At 46.5% G+C, this 18,798-nt stretch carries 13 protein-coding genes; 9 read left to right on the plus strand and 4 right to left on the minus strand.

Annotated features, from left to right (window positions below; all coding sequences use genetic code 11):
- Positions 1-5: 5 nt before the first annotated feature.
- The 5 genes from FTX54_RS01705 to pruA all read left to right on the plus strand — a co-directional run bounded on the left by FTX54_RS01705 (position 6) and on the right by pruA (position 7,170).
- The gene (locus FTX54_RS01705; RefSeq protein WP_187254592.1) at positions 6-1,145 is read left to right on the plus strand and encodes an HD-GYP domain-containing protein; all 1,140 of its coding nucleotides are present in this window, start codon (positions 6-8) and stop codon (positions 1,143-1,145) included.
- A gap of 407 nt (positions 1,146-1,552) precedes the next feature.
- The gene (locus tag FTX54_RS01710) at positions 1,553-2,674 is read left to right on the plus strand and encodes an NADH-dependent flavin oxidoreductase (protein ID WP_147804185.1); all 1,122 of its coding nucleotides are present in this window, start codon (positions 1,553-1,555) and stop codon (positions 2,672-2,674) included.
- Between the two features lie 182 nt (positions 2,675-2,856).
- Positions 2,857-4,239 carry a sigma-54 interaction domain-containing protein gene (locus FTX54_RS01715; RefSeq protein WP_147804184.1) on the plus strand — a complete coding sequence of 461 codons (1,383 nt, stop codon included), beginning with the start codon at positions 2,857-2,859 and terminating at the stop codon, positions 4,237-4,239.
- Positions 4,240-4,392: 153 nt separating this feature from the next.
- Positions 4,393-5,595 carry an ornithine--oxo-acid transaminase gene (locus FTX54_RS01720; RefSeq protein ID WP_147804183.1) on the plus strand — a complete coding sequence of 401 codons (1,203 nt, stop codon included), beginning with the start codon at positions 4,393-4,395 and terminating at the stop codon, positions 5,593-5,595.
- 27 nt (positions 5,596-5,622) lie between these two features.
- Positions 5,623-7,170, plus strand: a complete 1,548-nt coding sequence (gene pruA / locus FTX54_RS01725) for an L-glutamate gamma-semialdehyde dehydrogenase (RefSeq protein WP_147804182.1) — start codon at positions 5,623-5,625, stop codon at positions 7,168-7,170.
- 374 nt (positions 7,171-7,544) lie between these two features.
- Here the strand turns inward: pruA and FTX54_RS01730 are convergent, their stop codons facing one another.
- The 4 genes from FTX54_RS01730 to FTX54_RS01745 all read right to left on the minus strand — a co-directional run bounded on the left by FTX54_RS01730 (position 7,545) and on the right by FTX54_RS01745 (position 13,838).
- On the minus strand, positions 7,545-9,950 hold the full coding sequence (locus FTX54_RS01730) for a S8 family serine peptidase (RefSeq protein ID WP_147804181.1): 2,406 nt from the start codon (positions 9,948-9,950) through the stop codon (positions 7,545-7,547).
- A 537-nt stretch (positions 9,951-10,487) separates the two neighbouring features.
- On the minus strand, positions 10,488-11,849 hold the full coding sequence (locus FTX54_RS01735) for a mechanosensitive ion channel (RefSeq protein ID WP_147804180.1): 1,362 nt from the start codon (positions 11,847-11,849) through the stop codon (positions 10,488-10,490).
- A 467-nt stretch (positions 11,850-12,316) separates the two neighbouring features.
- The gene (locus FTX54_RS01740) at positions 12,317-12,484 is read right to left on the minus strand and encodes a hypothetical protein (RefSeq protein ID WP_187254591.1); all 168 of its coding nucleotides are present in this window, start codon (positions 12,482-12,484) and stop codon (positions 12,317-12,319) included.
- A 145-nt stretch (positions 12,485-12,629) separates the two neighbouring features.
- Positions 12,630-13,838, minus strand: coding sequence for an amidase (locus FTX54_RS01745; protein WP_422387426.1), 1,209 nt, complete (start codon positions 13,836-13,838; stop codon positions 12,630-12,632).
- Between the two features lie 317 nt (positions 13,839-14,155).
- Between FTX54_RS01745 and FTX54_RS01750 the strand changes: the two genes are divergently transcribed.
- Genes FTX54_RS01750 through FTX54_RS01765 form a run of 4 tightly spaced genes read left to right on the plus strand, consistent with a single transcriptional unit; the run spans position 14,156 to position 18,798 of the window.
- Positions 14,156-15,025 carry an FAD binding domain-containing protein gene (locus FTX54_RS01750; protein WP_147804178.1) on the plus strand — a complete coding sequence of 290 codons (870 nt, stop codon included), beginning with the start codon at positions 14,156-14,158 and terminating at the stop codon, positions 15,023-15,025.
- Entirely contained in the window at positions 15,012-17,303 is a 2,292-nt protein-coding gene (pucD, locus tag FTX54_RS01755; protein ID WP_147804177.1) for a xanthine dehydrogenase subunit D, read from the plus strand. The genes FTX54_RS01750 and pucD overlap by 14 nt, the downstream gene beginning before the upstream one ends.
- Positions 17,300-17,800, plus strand: coding sequence for a (2Fe-2S)-binding protein (locus tag FTX54_RS01760; RefSeq protein ID WP_147804176.1), 501 nt, complete (start codon positions 17,300-17,302; stop codon positions 17,798-17,800). The genes pucD and FTX54_RS01760 overlap by 4 nt, the downstream gene beginning before the upstream one ends.
- Positions 17,797-18,798, plus strand: coding sequence for an XdhC family protein (locus tag FTX54_RS01765; RefSeq protein ID WP_147804175.1), 1,002 nt, complete (start codon positions 17,797-17,799; stop codon positions 18,796-18,798). The genes FTX54_RS01760 and FTX54_RS01765 overlap by 4 nt, the downstream gene beginning before the upstream one ends.

Genomic DNA, 18,798 nt, shown 5'->3' on the forward strand with positions numbered 1-18,798 from the left:
TCTTCATGATGCATACAGATAAAGATTACTTGAGGGAAAAAACCATTTTCTGGACAGCAGCTGTTGTAAGTGTCGTAAGTTTCCTGCTTTTAGCAGAAACGCATTTATTTTCTCCGTCAGCAGCGGATCAGCCGTTTTTCGGCTCTTTCATTTATATCGGAATCTGCTGGATGCTTTATTTTGTGATGAAATTAATCACGACTTATTCGTCGTATAGCAAAGTTCTGTATCCTCCGATTCTCTTAATTATATTTATGCTGCTGCCTGTGATTAATCCATTTGCTTCTCAGGAGCTCTGGGTCTATCTGCTCGTTTTCCCTGTAACCCTGGCTCTTGGAGTACCATTGAAACTTTACATGTGGTGGAGCATCGCCTTTGCCTCTTTTTACATTTTTTATGTTACAAACCGTCCCTTGATAGAAATATTCACAACGATCAACGAAGGGGAAACCCCGGGGATGAATTATTATATCCTTCTCGTCATCAGCTTTATACTCGGTTTTCTGATCGTTTCTCAAATGGGAATCGCAGAGGCCCGCTTTAAAAAAGAAGTCGTGTACGAAAAAAATGCCTACGTCGTTTCTCTTTTCCAGTCTCTCATTCCGATTGTCGAAGCAAGGACCCAGATTGATAAAAAGGAAATTGACGATATGAGCATGCTTATGAATAAAGCAGCAAATTATTTTGATGAGCCGCTTCTTCATAAATGGGAAATCGAACTTATTTCCATGGCGCATTATGTCAGCCGTATTCAGCTTCCGGACTATCTTTATGAGAAGAAAGGAAGACTGAGTTCGTACGAGCAGGTCGTCGTCCAGAAGCACTGTAAGTTTGCGGCCGACCTTATCCCGGAAGATGACAATGTACGCCGGGTGAAAGAAACTATTCAGCAGCATCACGAGCGCTGTGATGGGAGCGGTTACCCTCACGGATTGGAGGGAGATTCGATCCGGCTGTCAGCGCAGCTGCTCGGGCTGACAGAATCCTATTTATCGCTTACGGAAGACAGAATTTACCGGGATGCTTTTTCTCCGGAAGAAGCGGTTGAAAAGCTGGCTGAGGAAACGAAGGGAGCCTTTTCTCCTGATCTGCAGCAGGCTTTCTTTCGATGTCTGGAAGACGAAGCATATATTTCCCGTACTTGAGAAAACATTCGGAGAACTGCTGCGTATAGAGAAAGACTAAATGACAGATAATGTCGTTTAGTCTTTTTTTATAAGCTGTTTTAAAGACCGGGTTCGATACATGTAAATACTCCGCTTCGTTCTTTCGTGGAAGTCCGAGCAAAGTGTCCAGCTGAAACGAAGGTCATAAACTTTGTTCGGTTTTTATATGAAATGGATTCTTTATAGAAGAAATTTTCAAACCCGGGCTTTGAAAAATGGTCTTCTGACTTCTAAATTCTCTGCAGTCATATGTAAAAGTATCAAAACCTGCACATTTTCAAAACAGAGAGGGTAAGAGAAGAGAGGGAGGCAGATCATTAGCCTCCACTGACTTTTTCTCTTAAACTATAGAAGGGAAAGTGAATGACATTCAGGAGGAGATAAAGATGAGAAAGTTTCTTGAACCTTACACATTTAAAAACGGAGCAGCAGTTAGAAATAGAATCATGCTGGCCCCGATGACAAATTTCGCTTCAGCAGATACTGGGGAAACAACGCCGGAAGAACGGGAATATTACCGGGAGCGTTCCCGTGGAGCGGGTACCGTGATCACCGCCTGCGCCAATGTTACAGCGGGCGGTAAAGGCTTCCCCGGAGAAATCGGCGTCGACCGCGACGAGCTGATTGAGAGTCTCGGTGAACTGGCCGATACGATTAAAGGAGAAGGCGCAAAAGCTGTCCTGCAGATCTTTCACGGTGGAAGAATGGCACCACCGAAACTTCTTCCCGATGAACAGCCGGTAAGTGCCAGTGCGGTAGCGGCGGAGCGCGAAGGAGCTGTCGTTCCGCGGGAGCTTTCCGAAGATGAAATACTGGAGATAATCCAGGCTTTTGGACATGCAACCCGACGAGCGATCCGTGCAGGCTATGACGGGGTGGAAATCCACGGAGCAAACACCTATCTGATTCAGCAGTTCTTTTCTCCGCATTCCAACAGAAGACAGGATGCCTGGGGAGGCACCTTGGAAAAACGTATGCGGTTTCCTATGGCTGTCGTGCACGAAGTATTAAAAGCAGCAGAAGAAGCGGATGATAAGTTCCTTGTCGGCTACCGCATTTCCCCCGAGGAAATAGAGGAGCCGGGCATTACGATGGAAGATAGCCTTCAGCTGATAAAGGAACTCGCAGCTGCAGATCTGGATTATCTGCATACTTCCGTAATGGATTTCTTTGCAGGTTCGATGCGTGATAAAACAGATGAGCGTTCCCGCGTGCAGATGATTCAGGATACGGTCGGTGAAGAGATTCCTGTTGTAGGAGTCGGCTCTCTTCACACGCCGGATGATGTGGAAAAGGCAATGGAAAGCGGCACTCCGTTTATCGCTCTCGGCCGGGAGCTGATCGTCGAACCTCATTGGGTCGAGAAAGTGGAAGCCGGCCGCGAAGCAGATATCCGGACGGAGCTTTCTGTAGATGACAGGGAAGAGCTTGTCGTTCCGGAATCGTTATGGACAGCAATAGTTAACAGACCGGGCTGGTTCCCTGTGAAAGAGCACGCCGGAAAGTAGAGGACCGCTGTCTTAAGAATCCTCCCGGCAGCTTCACCTGAAGTTTTCCTGCTATAACGACGAATGCTGTCAGTACTGTAAATAAAAAGGGCTGTCCTTAATAAATTTTTAAGGCAGCTCTTTTTGCTTTCCCGGGCTGCTTTTGATAAAATGACAAAAAAATTGTCATTTGGAGGAGTGTTATGCCTGTTGACGCAAAAAAATTAATTGTTTTTGAAAAGTTAATGGAAGAAATAGATGTCGGTGTTCATGCTATCGACGCAGCAGGACGAACAATCATTTATAACGAAAAAATTTCTGAAATTGAAAATATGAAACCGGCAGAAGTACTTAATAAACCGGTGGGAGAACTATTCGAATTTTCTGAAGGGCAGGGCAGTACCCTCCAGAAAGCGTTAAAGGAAGGGCACGAATCCAGGAATGTGAAACAGACCTACTTAAACAATAAAGGTCTGGAAATTACGGCGATCCACAATACCTTTCCCGTCCGGTACGAAGGAGAAATTATTGGAGCACTGGAAGTGACAAAGGATATTACGAGACTGGAAAAGCTCGTGCAGGAAAACATGAAAAATGGAAGCCGCCGCTACAATTTTCATGATATGATCGGAGTAAGCGCCGGCATGCAGGAAGTAGTGGATCATGCCAAGCGAGCGACCCGGACGACATCCTCGGTACTTATCACAGGAGAGACAGGAACAGGCAAAGAATTGTTTGCACAGAGCATACACAACGGCAGCGCCCGCTCCTCCGGGCCGTTTATCAGCCAGAATTGTGCTGCCCTTCCGGAAAGTCTGATTGAAGGCATTCTTTTTGGTACGAAAAAGGGTGCTTTCACCGGTGCGGAAAACCGGCCGGGTCTTTTTGAACAGGCAGGAGGAGGGACGCTGCTTTTAGACGAAATTAATTCCCTGCCACCGGATCTCCAGTCAAAACTGCTGCGTGTGATTCAGGAAAAATCAGTACGCCGGGTAGGCGATACGGAAGAAAGGGAAATCGATATCCGTCTGCTGGCAACGATAAATGAGGATCCAGTCGATGCCGTGACCCACGGACGGCTGCGCAAGGATTTATACTACCGGCTCAGCGTTGTTTCTTTATTCATCCCCCCTCTACGGGAGCGCATGGAAGATCTTGAGCCGTTATGCCGGCATTTTATAAACAAGTATAATGATCTATTCCAGCTTGAAGTAAAAGCATTGAGTCCCGAAGTGAAAAACCTGTTTTATGATTACCACTGGCCGGGAAATGTGAGAGAAGTAGAACATGTTATTGAAGGTTCGATGAATTTAGTAACTGCAGAAGACCGGATTGAAACCTCCCACCTGCCGCTTCAGCTGCGGAGGAGGCTCTCTGTTTCCCAGCCGGCAGAAAGCGCTGTTCCCGAGAAGGAAGAACTCCCGCATCTGAAAGACTTTCTTCACGAAAAAGAGAAAGTGTTCGTTCAGCAGGCTTTAAAACGATTTGACTATCGTGTGCAGGAAACAGCAGACGCTCTTGGGTTAAGCAGACAGAGTCTGCAGTACCGGATGAAAAAACTGGGCATAAGCAAAATACGTATCTAGCGCAAAAATTTTAAGTTTAATTAGTTGTCTTATGAAAAATAATTTTGCGTCCGAAGGTTTGAAAGCCTTTTCGTTAAGCTGTTTTATTGTTGGCATTATTCTTGCAACTGTAAAAACAGTGGAGAATGACTACTAAAGGAAAGGGTGATTCACATGACAACTTCGACAAATACGTCTTCAATCATTGAACATACAGAAAAACATGGCGCGAGAAATTATCATCCGCTGCCGATTGTGATATCAAAAGCGGAAGGAGTCTGGGTGGAAGATCCGGAAGGCAACCGCTACATTGATATGCTGAGTGCCTACTCTGCTTTGAACCAGGGACACAGGCACCCAAAAATTATTCAGGCACTGAAAGACCAGGCAGATAAAGTGACGCTCACGTCCCGCGCCTTTCATAATGACCAGCTCGGTTTCTTTTATGATAAAGTAAGTGAATGGACAGGCAAAGAGCTGGTTCTGCCGATGAATACCGGAGCTGAAGCAGTTGAAACAGCTGTAAAAGCGGCGCGCCGCTGGGGCTACCAGGAGAAAGGAATTCCTAAAGATCAGGCGGAAATTATCGGCTGTCACGGGAATTTCCACGGCCGTACGATGACTGCTGTTTCCCTGGCGGCGGAGGAAAATGATACGACAGGATTCGGCCCGATGCTTCCCGGGATTAAAACAATTCCCTATGGTGATGCAGCAGCTTTGAAAGATGCGATCACCCCGAACACGACAGCTTTTCTTTTTGAACCTATTCAGGGAGAAGGCGGCGTTGTGATTCCGCCGGAAGGTTTTCTGCGTGAAGCGCAGGCTATCTGTAAAGAAAACAATGTCCTCTTTATTGCCGACGAAATTCAGACCGGCCTCTGCCGCACCGGTCGGACGTTTGCCTGTGACTGGGAAGAGGTAAAGCCGGATATGTACATCCTTGGTAAAGCTCTCGGAGGCGGGGTCTTCCCGATTTCCTGTGTAGCCGCTGATGAGGATATCCTCGGAGTGTTTGATCCGGGATCCCACGGCTCCACTTTCGGCGGAAATCCGCTGGGAGCCGCTGTCGCTGTTTCCGCCCTCAATGTTCTGGAAGAGGAACAGCTCGCAGATCGTTCGCGGCGTCTCGGAGAGTATTTCCGTGATCGTCTTCGCAAAATTGACAATCCAATGATCAAAGAAATCCGCGGCAAAGGACTCTTTATAGGAGTGGAGCTGAGTGAACCGGCCCGTTCCTACTGTGAAAGCCTGAAAGAAAAAGGCCTGCTCTGTAAGGAAACCCAGACGAATGTTATTCGCTTTGCGCCTCCTCTCGTTATTTCAGAAGAAGATCTCGACTGGGCACTGAGCAAAATTGAAACGGTACTGGCAAAATAATTTTACTAATTAAAAGGAGTGACATGTATGTATACAGCTTATAAACACGAACCATTTACAGACTTTACGAAGGAAGAAAATCAAAAGGAATTTCTCGAAGCACTGGCAGTAGTTAAAAAGGATATCGGCAAAGAATATCCGCTCATTATCGATGGAAAAGAAGTAACGACAAAGGATAAGCTCGTCAGTATTAACCCTTGTAATATCAGCGAAGAGATCGGCAGTGTATCAAAAGCTTCTCCTAAAGAAATTGATAAGGCCTTTGAAGCTGCTAAAAAAGCATTTCCAAAGTGGAGCCAGACAAATCCTGTAGCCCGCGCTGAAGTTCTTTTCCGCGCTGCGGCTATTATGCGCCGCCGCAAACATGAACTTTCGGCTACTGTAGTAAAAGAAGCCGGCAAGCCATGGGTGGAAGCGGATATCGAAGTAGCAGAAGGAATTGATTTCCTTGAATATTACGGCCGTCAGATGATTGAGCTGAAAGATGGCAAGGTGATCGAAAGTCGTGATGGAGAAAGCAACCAGTATATTTATACTTCTGCAGGAGTGGCTGTTACGATTCCGCCATGGAACTTCTCTGCAGCAATCATGATGGGAACTACCGCAGCGCCGCTTGTCGCTGGTAACACGGTCCTGCTGAAGCCGGCAGAGCCGACTCCGATTATCGCTGCGAAGTTCGTAGATATTATGCGCGAAGCAGGAGTGCCGGACGGCGTACTGAACTTTGTGCCCGGCGAACCGCATGAAATCGGGGATCACCTCGTCGATCATAAAGATACGTCAATTATTACCTTTACAGGTTCCAAAGCGACCGGCCTGCGTATTCTTGAGCGTGCTTCCAAAGTTCAGGAAGGTCAGCAGCATTTGAAGCGTGTGCTTGCTGAAATGGGCGGAAAAGATACGGTCGTCGTCGATAAGGATGCAAATGTTGAGACGGCTGTAAATGCAATTGTAACGGCTGCATTTAACTTCTCCGGTCAGAAATGTTCTGCCGGTTCCCGTGCCGTCATCCACAAGGATCTGTATGATGAAGTGGAAAAGCGTGTAGTAGAAGAAACAGAAAAGCTGACGCTCGGCGATACCGAAGACAACAATAATTACCTCGGTCCGGTTATCAATCAAAAAGCTTATGACAAAGTTACAAGCTATATTAAGATCGGTAAAAAAGAAGGTAAACTTCTTACCGGAGACGAGTCGGATGACTCCAAAGGCTACTTCATTAAGCCGACGATTTTCGGAAGCGTAGATGCAGAAGCACGGATTATGAAAGAAGAAATTTTCGGTCCGGTTCTTGCTCTATGCAAAGCGAAGAGCTACGAAGAATCGATTGATATTGCAAACAACACAGAATACGGACTTACCGGAGCGGTTATCTCCAATAACGTGGATCACCTGGAATATGCTAAGAAAAACTTCCACGTAGGTAACCTTTACTTCAACCGTAACTGTACAGGAGCTATTGTCGGCTACCACCCATTCGGCGGTTTCAAGCTGTCAGGTACCGACTCTAAAGCAGGCGGACCGGATTACCTTCTGCAGTATTTGCTGCCGAAATCCATCAGCCAGATGCTTTAATAGAAGCATAAAGAATAGACCCTTGCCTCATTAATTTGAGGTAAGGGTTTTTTTCGGTTCTGTGCACGATTAAACATTTTCGTATGTGTAATTTTCTTCTTATATTATTTGAACTATTTATCTTGGATTAGCTGCTTCGATAAACGGGAGCCTTTGTTTCCGTGAGGACGCTTTCCGGCCCTCAGTCCATTCGGCTGGAAAAGGTTTTTCTATTGGGCAGACTGTTTTTCCGCTCTTCCATTAACGGATCGATCTTCCATTTATGACAGAAAAAGAGCTGTTCCTGTCGATAACAATCGACCTCTGGAACAGCTCTTTTTAAAATCAAAATCTAAATTAGAAAAGTGGTAAGGGGAGGACGTTGGCTGCAGCCGTTATTCTTCGATAGTCAGTACGCCGCCGGGAATTTCAAATTCCGTATCGCCCAATGAAGCATAGGCGTTAATTTGATATCCACCCGGAGTGAGCGGCTGGCCGTCAATCGTCAAATCCCATGTGAAGCTGTGCATGCCGCGGTCAAGGTCTTCAGCAAAAGCCGTTTCTTCAAGAAGCTCTCCTGTGTCTGCATCGCGGATACGGAGGTTAAATTCGTCCGCTCCACCCGGCACATTTACAGTTCCTGTGAGATTAGCACCATCTACTTCAAGAGAAAGGGCTGAAAGAAGTGGGAAGTCAGGATCCTGAACAAAAAGAATCGTTGGTACTTCAATCGTTTCTTCATCATTGCTTAGAAGGAAAGTACCTTCATAATATCCTGGTTCCACACCGCTTGCATCAATCTGGACACCAAAATTGATATCCTGTGTGCGCCCGGGCTGGACCTGCAGATTGTTGCTTGTCTGTACTTTAATACCTTCGTGTCCGGTAAAGTCTAAAGAATATCGCTTGCGTTCGTCAGAAAGATTGTGAACCGTGAATTTCTGACGTTCGACCTGCTTCCCGTTATCTTTATCAAATACTCCGAAAGAATGACTTCCTGGGACAGCGAGCACTTCCGTTTCAATTGCGTCAACTACCCGGATGCTTCCTGCTCCCTGAGTATTGTGCGGATAAAGGTTCCCGTCCGCATCATAAAGATTTTCTGCGGTATTCATCAAAGCAGATTTCACATAATCAACGTTCCATTCCGGATTGGCTTCAAGAATCAGCGCCGCAGCACCTGCTACGTGCGGGGCCGACATGCTTGTACCCTGAAGGGAAGCATACCCGTGAGGAGCGTCCGGATTGTGTGTAGGAATCGTACTGACGATGGCAACACCAGGAGCAGAGACATCCGGTTTAATCATCCACGTGTCCATAACCGGTCCGCGTGAAGAGAAATCTGCCATCGTTTCACCAATTTCTCTGTCAAACTCAATGTCAAAGCTGATCGTGTTATTGCCTGCTTCAAGCTCTGCGAGAAGTTTTTCGCCGTCTTCAAGCGTCGTCATGACAGTAGGTACGGCCATGCCTGGAACTTCCGGCATTGTGCCTTCCACATTGTTATATAAAACAGCTCCGGCAGCGCCAGCTTCGGCAACTGTGTCTGCTTTATCGACAAATGCATATTCGCCGCGTGAAATTAACGCGATTTTTCCGTCAAGATCTACGCCTTCAACGTCTTCCGGTCCTGCCAGACCGACATCAACAAATTCATATTCTCCTTCATTTAGAGAAAGCAGCTGATCTACATCTGGAAAGCCCATAACTTCGGAAGAAGGGTAGTCTACGCCTTCAGAAGTGAAAATATCTGCGGCATACTGATCATATGGGAGTTGTGTAGCACCTACAGAAATAGCATCGCGGGAAGTCCCGGGAGAGCCGACAGTCCAGTTATTTGGACCGCTGTTTCCGTTGGATGATACCGCAACAACTCCGTCTTCCATCGCTGTGTCGAGTGCGATACTCGTAGCGAAATCAGGGTTATTCTGCGTATTGCCGAGTGATAAATTTAAAACGTCAGCACCATCTTCGACCGCACGTTCAATGCCGGCGATTACATCGGTCGTCGTCCCGCTTCCGCCAGGACCGAGAACGCGGTATCCGAGAAGAGTTGCGTCAGGAGCGACCCCTGTAATAAGGCCGTCCGCTGCAACCGTTCCTGCAACGTGTGTACCGTGAAGGGTGGAATCTCCATCAGGATTGCCCGGCTGAGTTTCCTGCGGGTCATTATCATTATCTACAAAATCCCATCCTTTATACTCGCCGAAAGCATGAGCTAAATCCGGGTGAGTGTAGTCAACGCCCGTATCAATTACTGCAACGGTAACTCCCTCTCCCGTATATCCGCTTTCCCATGCTTCGTCAGCACCAATAAATGGAGCACTGTCCATCATGGCAGGGCTGAAAGTTTCAGGATCAAGCACTTCTGTTTCATTATCAAACTCTACTTCATAAGTTTCATCCGGGTAGACGGCTTTCACACCGGACACTTCCATCACATCTGGAAGTTCATTTTGAGATACTTCCAATGAGAAGCCTGAAAATAAGTAATCATATTCCCGGTTTACTTCGCTGGAAGAAGCAGCGTCTGCAACTTCGGAAATAATTTGATCTCTTACAGCAGCGAGATTTTCTTTAGACTGACTGTTCCCCTGCTGTTTGGAGCGTAAAATGGATTCTTCCTCTATTTCTACAATAACGTTGACTGCTTCCGAAGAAGAATAGTCGGCATCCAGCTGGGCAGGAGTTTCGGTAACTGTCTGATTCGTTCCTGCAGCAAGACCTGTTCCGCTGAAACCGGTAAGAGAAAGCAGAAGAATTAATACGAAAATAAAACAAGATCGAACTCTCTGTTTCATAAGTTATAAGCCCCTTTATGTATTTTTTTTAACGGCAGAACGTGACTAAGTACCCCCTCTCAATTCCCTTTTCTCTGCCCTAATATTTAGAATTTTACATCTTTTAAAAATGGAAATCCAGTGAAAATAAGGAAATGAGACATTATTCCCTATAATGAATAAATGAAATATTTTATTAAAACTGGGAACAAAGTCACGAGAGAATTGATTTATTTTAAGCAGCATCAGCAAAATAAATAAATTTCGGGTACAAAAACTTCCGAATTTCGAAATGATATGAATATAAGAATAAAAGGGTCTCACAGCTGTTGAATAAATGAGTTAATTGTCATAGGTATTTAATATCATATTTAACGGCCGAAGATTAATGGGGAAATTAAAGTGCAGAAGGTAAAAAAACGGGAGGGGGGGACATGATAAGAAATGTTTTCTATTGGACGGTAGAAAGGCGTTAAACGGAAAAAACCTGTCAGACAGGCAGAAATGTCTGACAGGTTCTTTAAACTTCGTTCCAGTTCCACAGCAGCTGCTTAGTATTTATATGCCGGGATCATGTGAACCAGGTCCTTCATCTCGAGGAATGCCGGGATCATGGACATCCGTTCTCCGCGTGCCTGGACTGGATCCGGTTGATGAATCATCAGGAGCGGCAGCTGGATTGCCTGGTTTACTGCTTTCTTTCTTCATTTTTTTATCAAGCTCTTGAAGTTTCACCCGTGCAAAGTCTCTGCCTCCCACACCAAAGGCAATCGCAAAGGCAACGGCCAGAGCACCAAGAATGAGCAGGAAGGCGCTGTTAACTATATTTGAAGCGAATTCCATCTGATCGAACGCCATAAATGCAGCAAACACGATGATTGTATATTTAACTAAGGCCGAATAAAAAGCGCTGTCAGCGTATTTTTTCACAAGAGAGCCGAGGTAGTGGCCCGCAAACAAACCGAGCAGCAGAATGATCAGCGCACTAACGAGAAGAGGCAGGAAGGTGAGAATGGCTTCTCCGATATTGTTCAATACCTCCAGCTGCAGCACGTTCAATGCTTCTACTGTGAAGAAGAGAATTATCAATATTTTTACAGCCTGGCCAAGTATGTTGGAAAGCTGCAGAGAAGATTTGGATGGGCCTTCCATCTGGAAAAAGCTGTATACACGGTTGATACCGGTCCGGGCGAGCAGATTTTTCAGCAGATCTCCGATAAACTTTGCAATAAAGTAACCAACGAGTACGAGAGCTATTGCAACGAATACGTTTGGAATCATACTGAGAATCGTATTAAATACGTTGTTGATCGGCTCTGAAATCATTTGGATATTGAGTGCTTCAAGAGCCACGGTGATAATGGGAATAAGAATGAGAATGAAAAGAATGTTAGCCAGAATAGAGGAAAGTTTAACAGAAGAATCTTTATCTTTGGGATCATCTTCGAATTTGGTCCATTTATTAAACCAATGATCGATTTTCAGACTTTCAAGGAGTCGGAAAACCAGGTCTTTAACGAGACGTGCAACGAAGATACCGATGATAAGAATAAGAGCGGCAGCAAATAGATTAGGCAGAAAAGCGAGGAAAGTCTCCATCATATTCGTTATCGGTCCGGAAACAGCTTCCATGTTGAGAGCGTCGAGAATACTCGGTAGGAACAACAGGAAAACAAGGAAATAAGCGACTTTGGCAACGGATGTTAAAATGGCTGCTCCCTGCTCTTCATCTTTGATAAGCGGTGTTTTTGCCAGGCCTCGATGGGCTCCCACCTTTTTCAGACCTTTACTGATCAGGTTTTTAACGACCAGCGCAATTATCCAGGCAAGCAGCAGTAACAGGAGTGCGACCACAACGTTTGCAAGGCCGGAAATCAGATCGCCCAGCAGGTTTTGAAACTGTGTGCCTACTTCATTCATAGTTTATTCTCCTCCTTATTCCAAAGTTAGTAATTCTTTACCTGTTTTTAAGCATAAAGAAACCTTATTATTCAATAATTATAGGTATAATGATGATTACTTTTTAGTGTACAATCGTCTGATTTCTCATTTCAGGTTAAGGACAAAGGAATCCGGATTCCTTTCGTAACGAGTTGAACGATGAAAAAGAACAGCTTCTTCGAGGGATTTGGGCGGTGGGAGAAGGTTCTTTTAATTGCTGCTTCAGTTCTGTTGATTCAGGAAGAAGTTTTGTTTATTCAGGCCGCGGTATTCTTAAACAGGCGGGGAGTTTCTTTTAATTCCGCGCGGTTCTGTTATTTTGGTTCTATTAATTTCCGAAAAAGTTCTTTTAATTCATGTTTTCTCCCGTCTGCAAAATTTCCCCTTTCTTTATAAGCACAAAAAAACTGCCATGTTTCACATGAAACGAGGCAGCAGTTTTATATTCAGCGCATTTTTTTGTTGGCTTCATAAGTGACAGCTTTTGATTTCTGGTATTCCTGTGCGCGGTTCTTTTCCACTATAATCTTTTTATCAAGAGAGCGGTTATATTCTTCGAAGCAGTAACCGTGTGTTAATAGCATGGTTTTTTCAATATTCTCTGTCGTCTGCAAGCTTTTCTCTCCTTTCATGAGGAAATTCAGCCAAAAACAGCTGTTGAATGTCATATTTCCTCACGCAAAGAGAGTTAAAACTTTTTAAAGGAAAACTAAGGAAAAAGAACGGTATATGTTCAGCGGGTTAGGTAAAGAGTCCTGTTTAAAAGTTCCATGACATGTCCTCCATATAGGAAGCCCATCTCAGAAGTGATTTATCTTTTCCAGGTCCGGCGACAGCAGACAGGCCGATAAATCCATCGGGTGTTCTGACAGGAACGGACACTTGGGGAAGACCTGCAAGTCCCGCAATGCAGCAGAGCTGGAAACTTCTTTTTCTAATGTGGTCGACTGTTTCCGGTGCAAGATTCCGCAGAGGTGCCGGTCCGGGGGAAGTCGGCATCACAAGCATATGGTCGTCGGCGAGGAGATCTGTCAGCAGAAGACGGATCTTCTCTTTTTTAATGTGTGCGGCTTCCGCCTCTTCTTTCGTAACTTTGGAAGCTGCCTCAAACCGCTCTTTAATGCCTGGTCCAAAGGCAGGCTGCTGCTGGTTCACCCAGGATCCGTGGGCTTCCCAGATTTCGAAGGCCTGGATAATCCGAAAAATTTCCGCCCAGTTTTCCAGGGACCCTTCATGAGTAAGAGAAATATCCTCCGCCCCGGAGACCAGTGGAGCGAGAAAAGAGGCAGTGGCACTGTCCGCAGCTTCCCATGCTTCCTCAGGTTTTATCGGTTTTAAGGAAACAGGCTTTTCCATAGTGGAGGGAAGCAGAACTTCTCCGACTTTTGCAAGCATTTCAGAGGAAAGGCTCATCCATCCAACTGTATCGAAAGAAGGCGAAAGGGGGATCACTCCTTCGATCGGTATCTTCCCATGGGTAGGGCGGATTCCGAACACTCCACAGCAGGCGGCAGGGATCCTGACAGAACCTCCCGTGTCAGTTCCTAATGCAAAATCAACAAGTCCCGCAGCGGCGGCAGCGGCAGAACCACTGGAAGAGCCGCCTGGAATTCTGTCCGGATCCCTTGGATTTTCAGGCGTCCCATAGTGGATATTTTCCCCGTGAAGGCTGTACATCAGTTCGTCCGTCAATGTCAGGCCTTTTAAGTCAGCCCCTTCTTTTAATAAAGCTGATAGCGAGGAGGCGGTTTTAACTGCGGGCGGATGGGAACGAAACCAATCCGGATTTCCTGCTGTATTCGTAACCCCCTCTACAGAGAATACATCTTTTACAGTAAACGTTTTTCCAGAAAGAATACCGGTTCGTGATCCTTTCATTCTGACATCCTCCTGAGTATAGATGACCGAATCGATAGAAATTCCTCCTTTAACCCTGTGGCAGCTGTAGAAAGCAAAGCTTTTAAACAGAGAGGGTGATTCTTCATTGCCCGTAATTATAACTTTTTTCAGACAGGAATGTCGTTAGGCAGAATGATGAATACAAACAATCAACCTGTAGAAAGTGTCTAATTAAGACTGTGGTTTTCTTTTGAAACGGCCTTCCTTCAATAAAAAATGACAATGGAAAGCTTTCTGACAAAGGAAAAAAGCAGGTGAGGTTATTTAACGAAAATCTTTATTTTCTGACAATTAGCATTTACAGTACAGCATATACCTTTAAAAACAGTATTGTTCTCACTGGAGGATAAAGTGTCGTGGAAAATCGATTTGAGGAGGAAAAGCTGATGATTAAAACGGAGCAAGTTTGGAAACCGGCAGCTTTATCAGAGGCCTGGATGCTTTTTCAGCACTATCAGGATGACTGTTGTTTTGTAGCTGGAGGAACATGGCTCCGTACTCAATGGGAGGCAGGAACGCTGAACCGTCCTTCCCAGCTGATATCTCTGGAGTCGGTTCCTGAAATAAGCAGTTCCGCAGAAAAAAGAGGAGATTCTATATTTATCGGTTCACTTGCTAGGTTGTCTGCTTTAATAGAAGATCCGCTGATCCAGGAGGAGCTTCCCGAGCTTGCGAAAGCATGTGCAAGAACGGCGGCGCCTTCCATCAGAAATCAGGCAACTATAGGAGGCAACGTGCTGACCAGGATCGGGGACACGCTTCCTTCTCTTCTCATTTACAATGCAGAACTCATCTGGTTCGACGGAAACAGCACCGTGGAAGAAATGCTGGAAGATTGGCTTCAGACAGTCAAGAAGGAATCCAGAATCCTGGTCGGGATTTCCCTGCCGCTGCAGAAAGACTATGCAAATATGGTTATGTTTTATATGAAAACAGGCAGGCGGGAAACTTTTATTCCTTCCCAGGTATCCGTAGCGGGACGTATCAGCTGTGATGAGAACGGAGATGTGATCGAAGCCGCACTTGCAGCAGGCGGAGGAAATGCAATCCCGGTAAGACTCCGTAAATCAGAAGCACTCTTCAAGAAATCATATGCACGAAACCTGTTTCCGGCACTCGTCCACCAGCAGATTAAAGAAGAATTCAATCCCCCATCGGATGTCTTTGCTTCAGCAGCTTACAAAAAGCGCGTCGCTGCAAATCTGATTGTAAGCGAATGGTACAGGAAAGGGTGTGAACAAGTTGCTTCTAAATAGTCATACGACAACGCATCCATGGAAAGTTCGGCCGGATGGGCTTGAAAAGGTGACAGGGCAGCTTAAATATTTAACAGACATGAAAACAGAGGGCTGTTTATATGGAAAGATAAAACGAAGCGGCCTTCCCCACGCAAGACTTATTGAAGTGGATACGTCAAAAGCAGAAGCCCTTCCTGGAGTGCATGCTGTTTTAACAAGTAAAGATATTCCCGGTCTGAATGGTTTCGGCATTGCCGATCCGAACCAGCCTGTATTCTGTGAAGATCTTATTCGCTTTGAAGGGGATGCCGTCGCCGCCATCGCTGCTGAATCACCGGAAACAGCGGAAGAAGCGGCTTCTCTCATTCGTATAAAAACAGAGCCCCTTCCAGTCATCAGCTCCCCGGAAGAGGCCCTGCAGAAGAATGCCCCCCGGCTGCATAAAGAGGGGAACACCCTGCATACCACGTCCTATAAACGTGGGGAAACGGAGCATGTGCTGAAGGAATGCAGCATTGTGGTGGAAGATTCTTATGATACACCAAGGCAGATGCATGTGTTTATGGAAACCGAAGGCGGACTGTTTGTACCGGAAAAGGATGGTTCTCTTACGGTATTTGCTCCGACCCAGCACGGCTATAAAGACAGAATGCAGCTGGCAAGAATTCTCGGATGGTCGGAAGCGCAGATACGCATTGTTTCCAGTCCGATTGGAGGATCTTTCGGCGGGAAAGATGAGCTGAATGTCCAGCCGTATGGTGCCCTGCTGGCAGTGATGACGGGCAGGGCGGTCAAGATACACTACAGCCGGGAGGAATCGGTCCGGGCCGGCATAAAAAGACATCCGATGAAAATTCATATGAAAACAGGAGCGGATAAAAACGGCCGCATTCTCGCTCACGAAGTTTCCATCATCTCAGATACAGGAGCTTACGCTACGCTCGGGGGGCCGGTCCTGAATTTTGCAACGGAACATGCGATTGGCGGATATGATATTCCCCATGTTGAAGTGAACGGTAAAGCGGTCTACACAAACAACGGCATCTCCGGAGAGTTCCGGGGCTTTGGGGGCAATCAGGTTATTTTCGCACTGGAAGGCCAGATGGACCGCATAGCAGAAAAACTGAACGTGGACCCATGGAGTATCCGCCGGAAAAACCTGAGACAGGTTCATGATTACGGGCCGCTCGGCCAGCGCATTGTTCCTAATGACGGCCCTCGACAGGTCTGGAAAGCGATCCAGCAGTCCCCCCTCTGGAAGAAGCCTTCCAGGGAGCGGGACAGAGAAGAACCGTGGATTGTTAAAGGAAGAGGCGCAGCACTTGCCATGCATGGATCAGGGCTGGGCTACGGAATTCCCGATCCTTCAGGAGGGCGCCTTCAGCTGTCCGAATCAGGAAAAATCGAAGCCGCTTTCGGCTTTGAAGAGTGCGGCCAGGGACTGATCAGTTCAATGGAAATCATGTTGACCGAAGCGTTTAAATGCAGTACGGAAGACACGAAAATCACGATTGGAGACACGGCTCTCGTACCGTCAAGCGGATCAACAACAGCTTCCAGAGCAACGAACATGGTCTGGAAAGCTCTTCAAAATATGAAGCAGCCGTTTAAAGAAAAGCTTTACAGAGCCGCTTCGGCCCTCACAGGCGAATCGAAGGAAAACATGCAGACGGGAAGAGGCGGAATCTGGAAAAAAGGACAGAAAGAAGAAACGTTTGTGTGCAGCTATAAAGATCTTGCCGGCGGGGAAATTGTCTCAGAAACGGAATTTCATTTCCCTGTAACACCGGATGCTGTGACTGGAGGACACTATTTGTACGGTTCTACAGCAGTAGTAGTAGAAGTGGAAGTGAATCGACTGACAGGATCTGTACGCGTTACCGGAGCCGATCATGCGGTAAGTGCTGGAAAAGTTATCAATCCGATTGGATATCTGGGTCAGATCGAAGGCGGCAGCATCATGGCTCTCGGATTTACTCTTTCTGAGGATGCCATAATGAAAAATGGCAGTTACGAAACCCCTAATATGGACACCTACCTTGTTCCGACTATCCGCGATGTTCCGGATACACAGAGAGTCGATGCCGTAGAAGAACTTGCGGAAGGGGATAACTACGGACCAAGAGGGGTAGGTGAAATCGGATCCGTTGCGCTAGCCCCGGCGATTATCCAGGCAGTACACGCAGCGACAGGAGTCAGAATTTCGTCTCTTCCTCTTCAGGCAGAAGAGCTGGTGGATGAAAGAGAACTGCTTGCACTGATGTCGGAAGAAACGAGGGAGGAACAGACTGGATGAGTCAGCCAATAAATGCGGAAGAATTAACGGTGGGAAAAAAAGCAGCCATAAGGCTTACTGTAAACGGAAAATCCTACGAACTTGAAATTGAACCATCCCGCCGTCTCGTGGACGTACTGCGCTGCGATCTGGACCTGACTGGCACGAAAATTTCCTGCGGGGTTGGCCGCTGCGGGGCCTGTATGGTGCTGCTGGATGGAAAGCCGTTCAACTCCTGTCTGACGATGGCCTATCAGTGTGAAGGCATGCGTATTGAAACGATTGAAGGAATCGAAAATAAGGAAATAACCAATGCATTTCTGGAAGAAGGAGCACTGCAATGCGGCTATTGCACACCGGGCATGGTCATTTCTCTTCAAGGCGAACTTGAGAAAAACAGTCATCCGACAGAAGAGGAACTGAAAGAATGCCTGACCGGAAATATATGCCGGTGTACCGGTTATGGAGGAATTCAGCGGGTGCTTAAGCGTCTGGAAGAGGAAAGGAGGAAACAATGAATGAAATGCATGGATTTCTGCAGGCTATCAGGCAAAAGCCGGATGAAAAATTTGTTATGGCAACAGTTGTCCATGTAGAAGGTTCTGCTTACCGTAAGGAAGGCGCCAAAATGCTGATTCGCAGGAACGGGATGGAAACAGGCCTCGTCAGCGGAGGTTGTCTGGAGGAAGATCTGGCCCATCGTGCTGAAAGTGTGATGAAGCACGGAGATCCGGAGCTTCATATTTATGATATGCGAAGAGAAGATGATTCAGGATGGGGTAAAGGAGCAGGCTGTAACGGCTGTATCTATTTATTTCTGGAGCGCATCTGCTGGAATGAACAGCTTGATGTATGGAAACCGATTCTGGAAAAACTGGAGCAGGGAGAAAGTGTGGTGACTTTCAGGCGCGGCCCCCCTGGGAAAGCGGAATTGAACAGCAAAGAACAGGAACAAGTCGAGCTTCAGTGGAAGGAACGAAAAGCGGCTTCTTTACTAAACTGGGAGGAACCTTATCTGCTTATGGAAATTTATGAACCAAGGGAAAAGTTATTTGTATTTGGAGGCGGGCGGGATGCAGAGCCTGTCGTCCGCCAGGCTGCGGCACTTGATTTTGATGTCATCGTAGTTGATCCGAGGCCTTCGCGGTGTCATAACGCTCACTTTCCGGATGCCTCGGGTTTTGAATGCATGTCCCCCCGGCAGTTTTTTAAAGAGCAAACCATTACGGGAGAAAGCTACGTGCTTGTTATGACGCACAGCTTTGAAGATGACAGAACGATCATGGAGCATCTGCTGCACAGACAGGATCTTGCCTATCTCGGGATTTTAGGTCCGAAAAAGAGGACTGAACGCCTGGCGGGCAGCACGGATCTTCCTGACTGGCTTCATTCCCCAATAGGGCTTGATATTGGTGCAGATGGACCGGAAGAAATAAGCATCAGTATTGCAGCCGAATTAATTCAGACCCGTCGTCAAAAAAAGACGGAATCAAAACCACTTCAGGAAGTGGGGTAA

This window comes from Alkalicoccus halolimnae (assembly GCF_008014775.2).
Classification (GTDB): Bacteria; Bacillota; Bacilli; order Bacillales; family Salisediminibacteriaceae; genus Alkalicoccus; species Alkalicoccus halolimnae.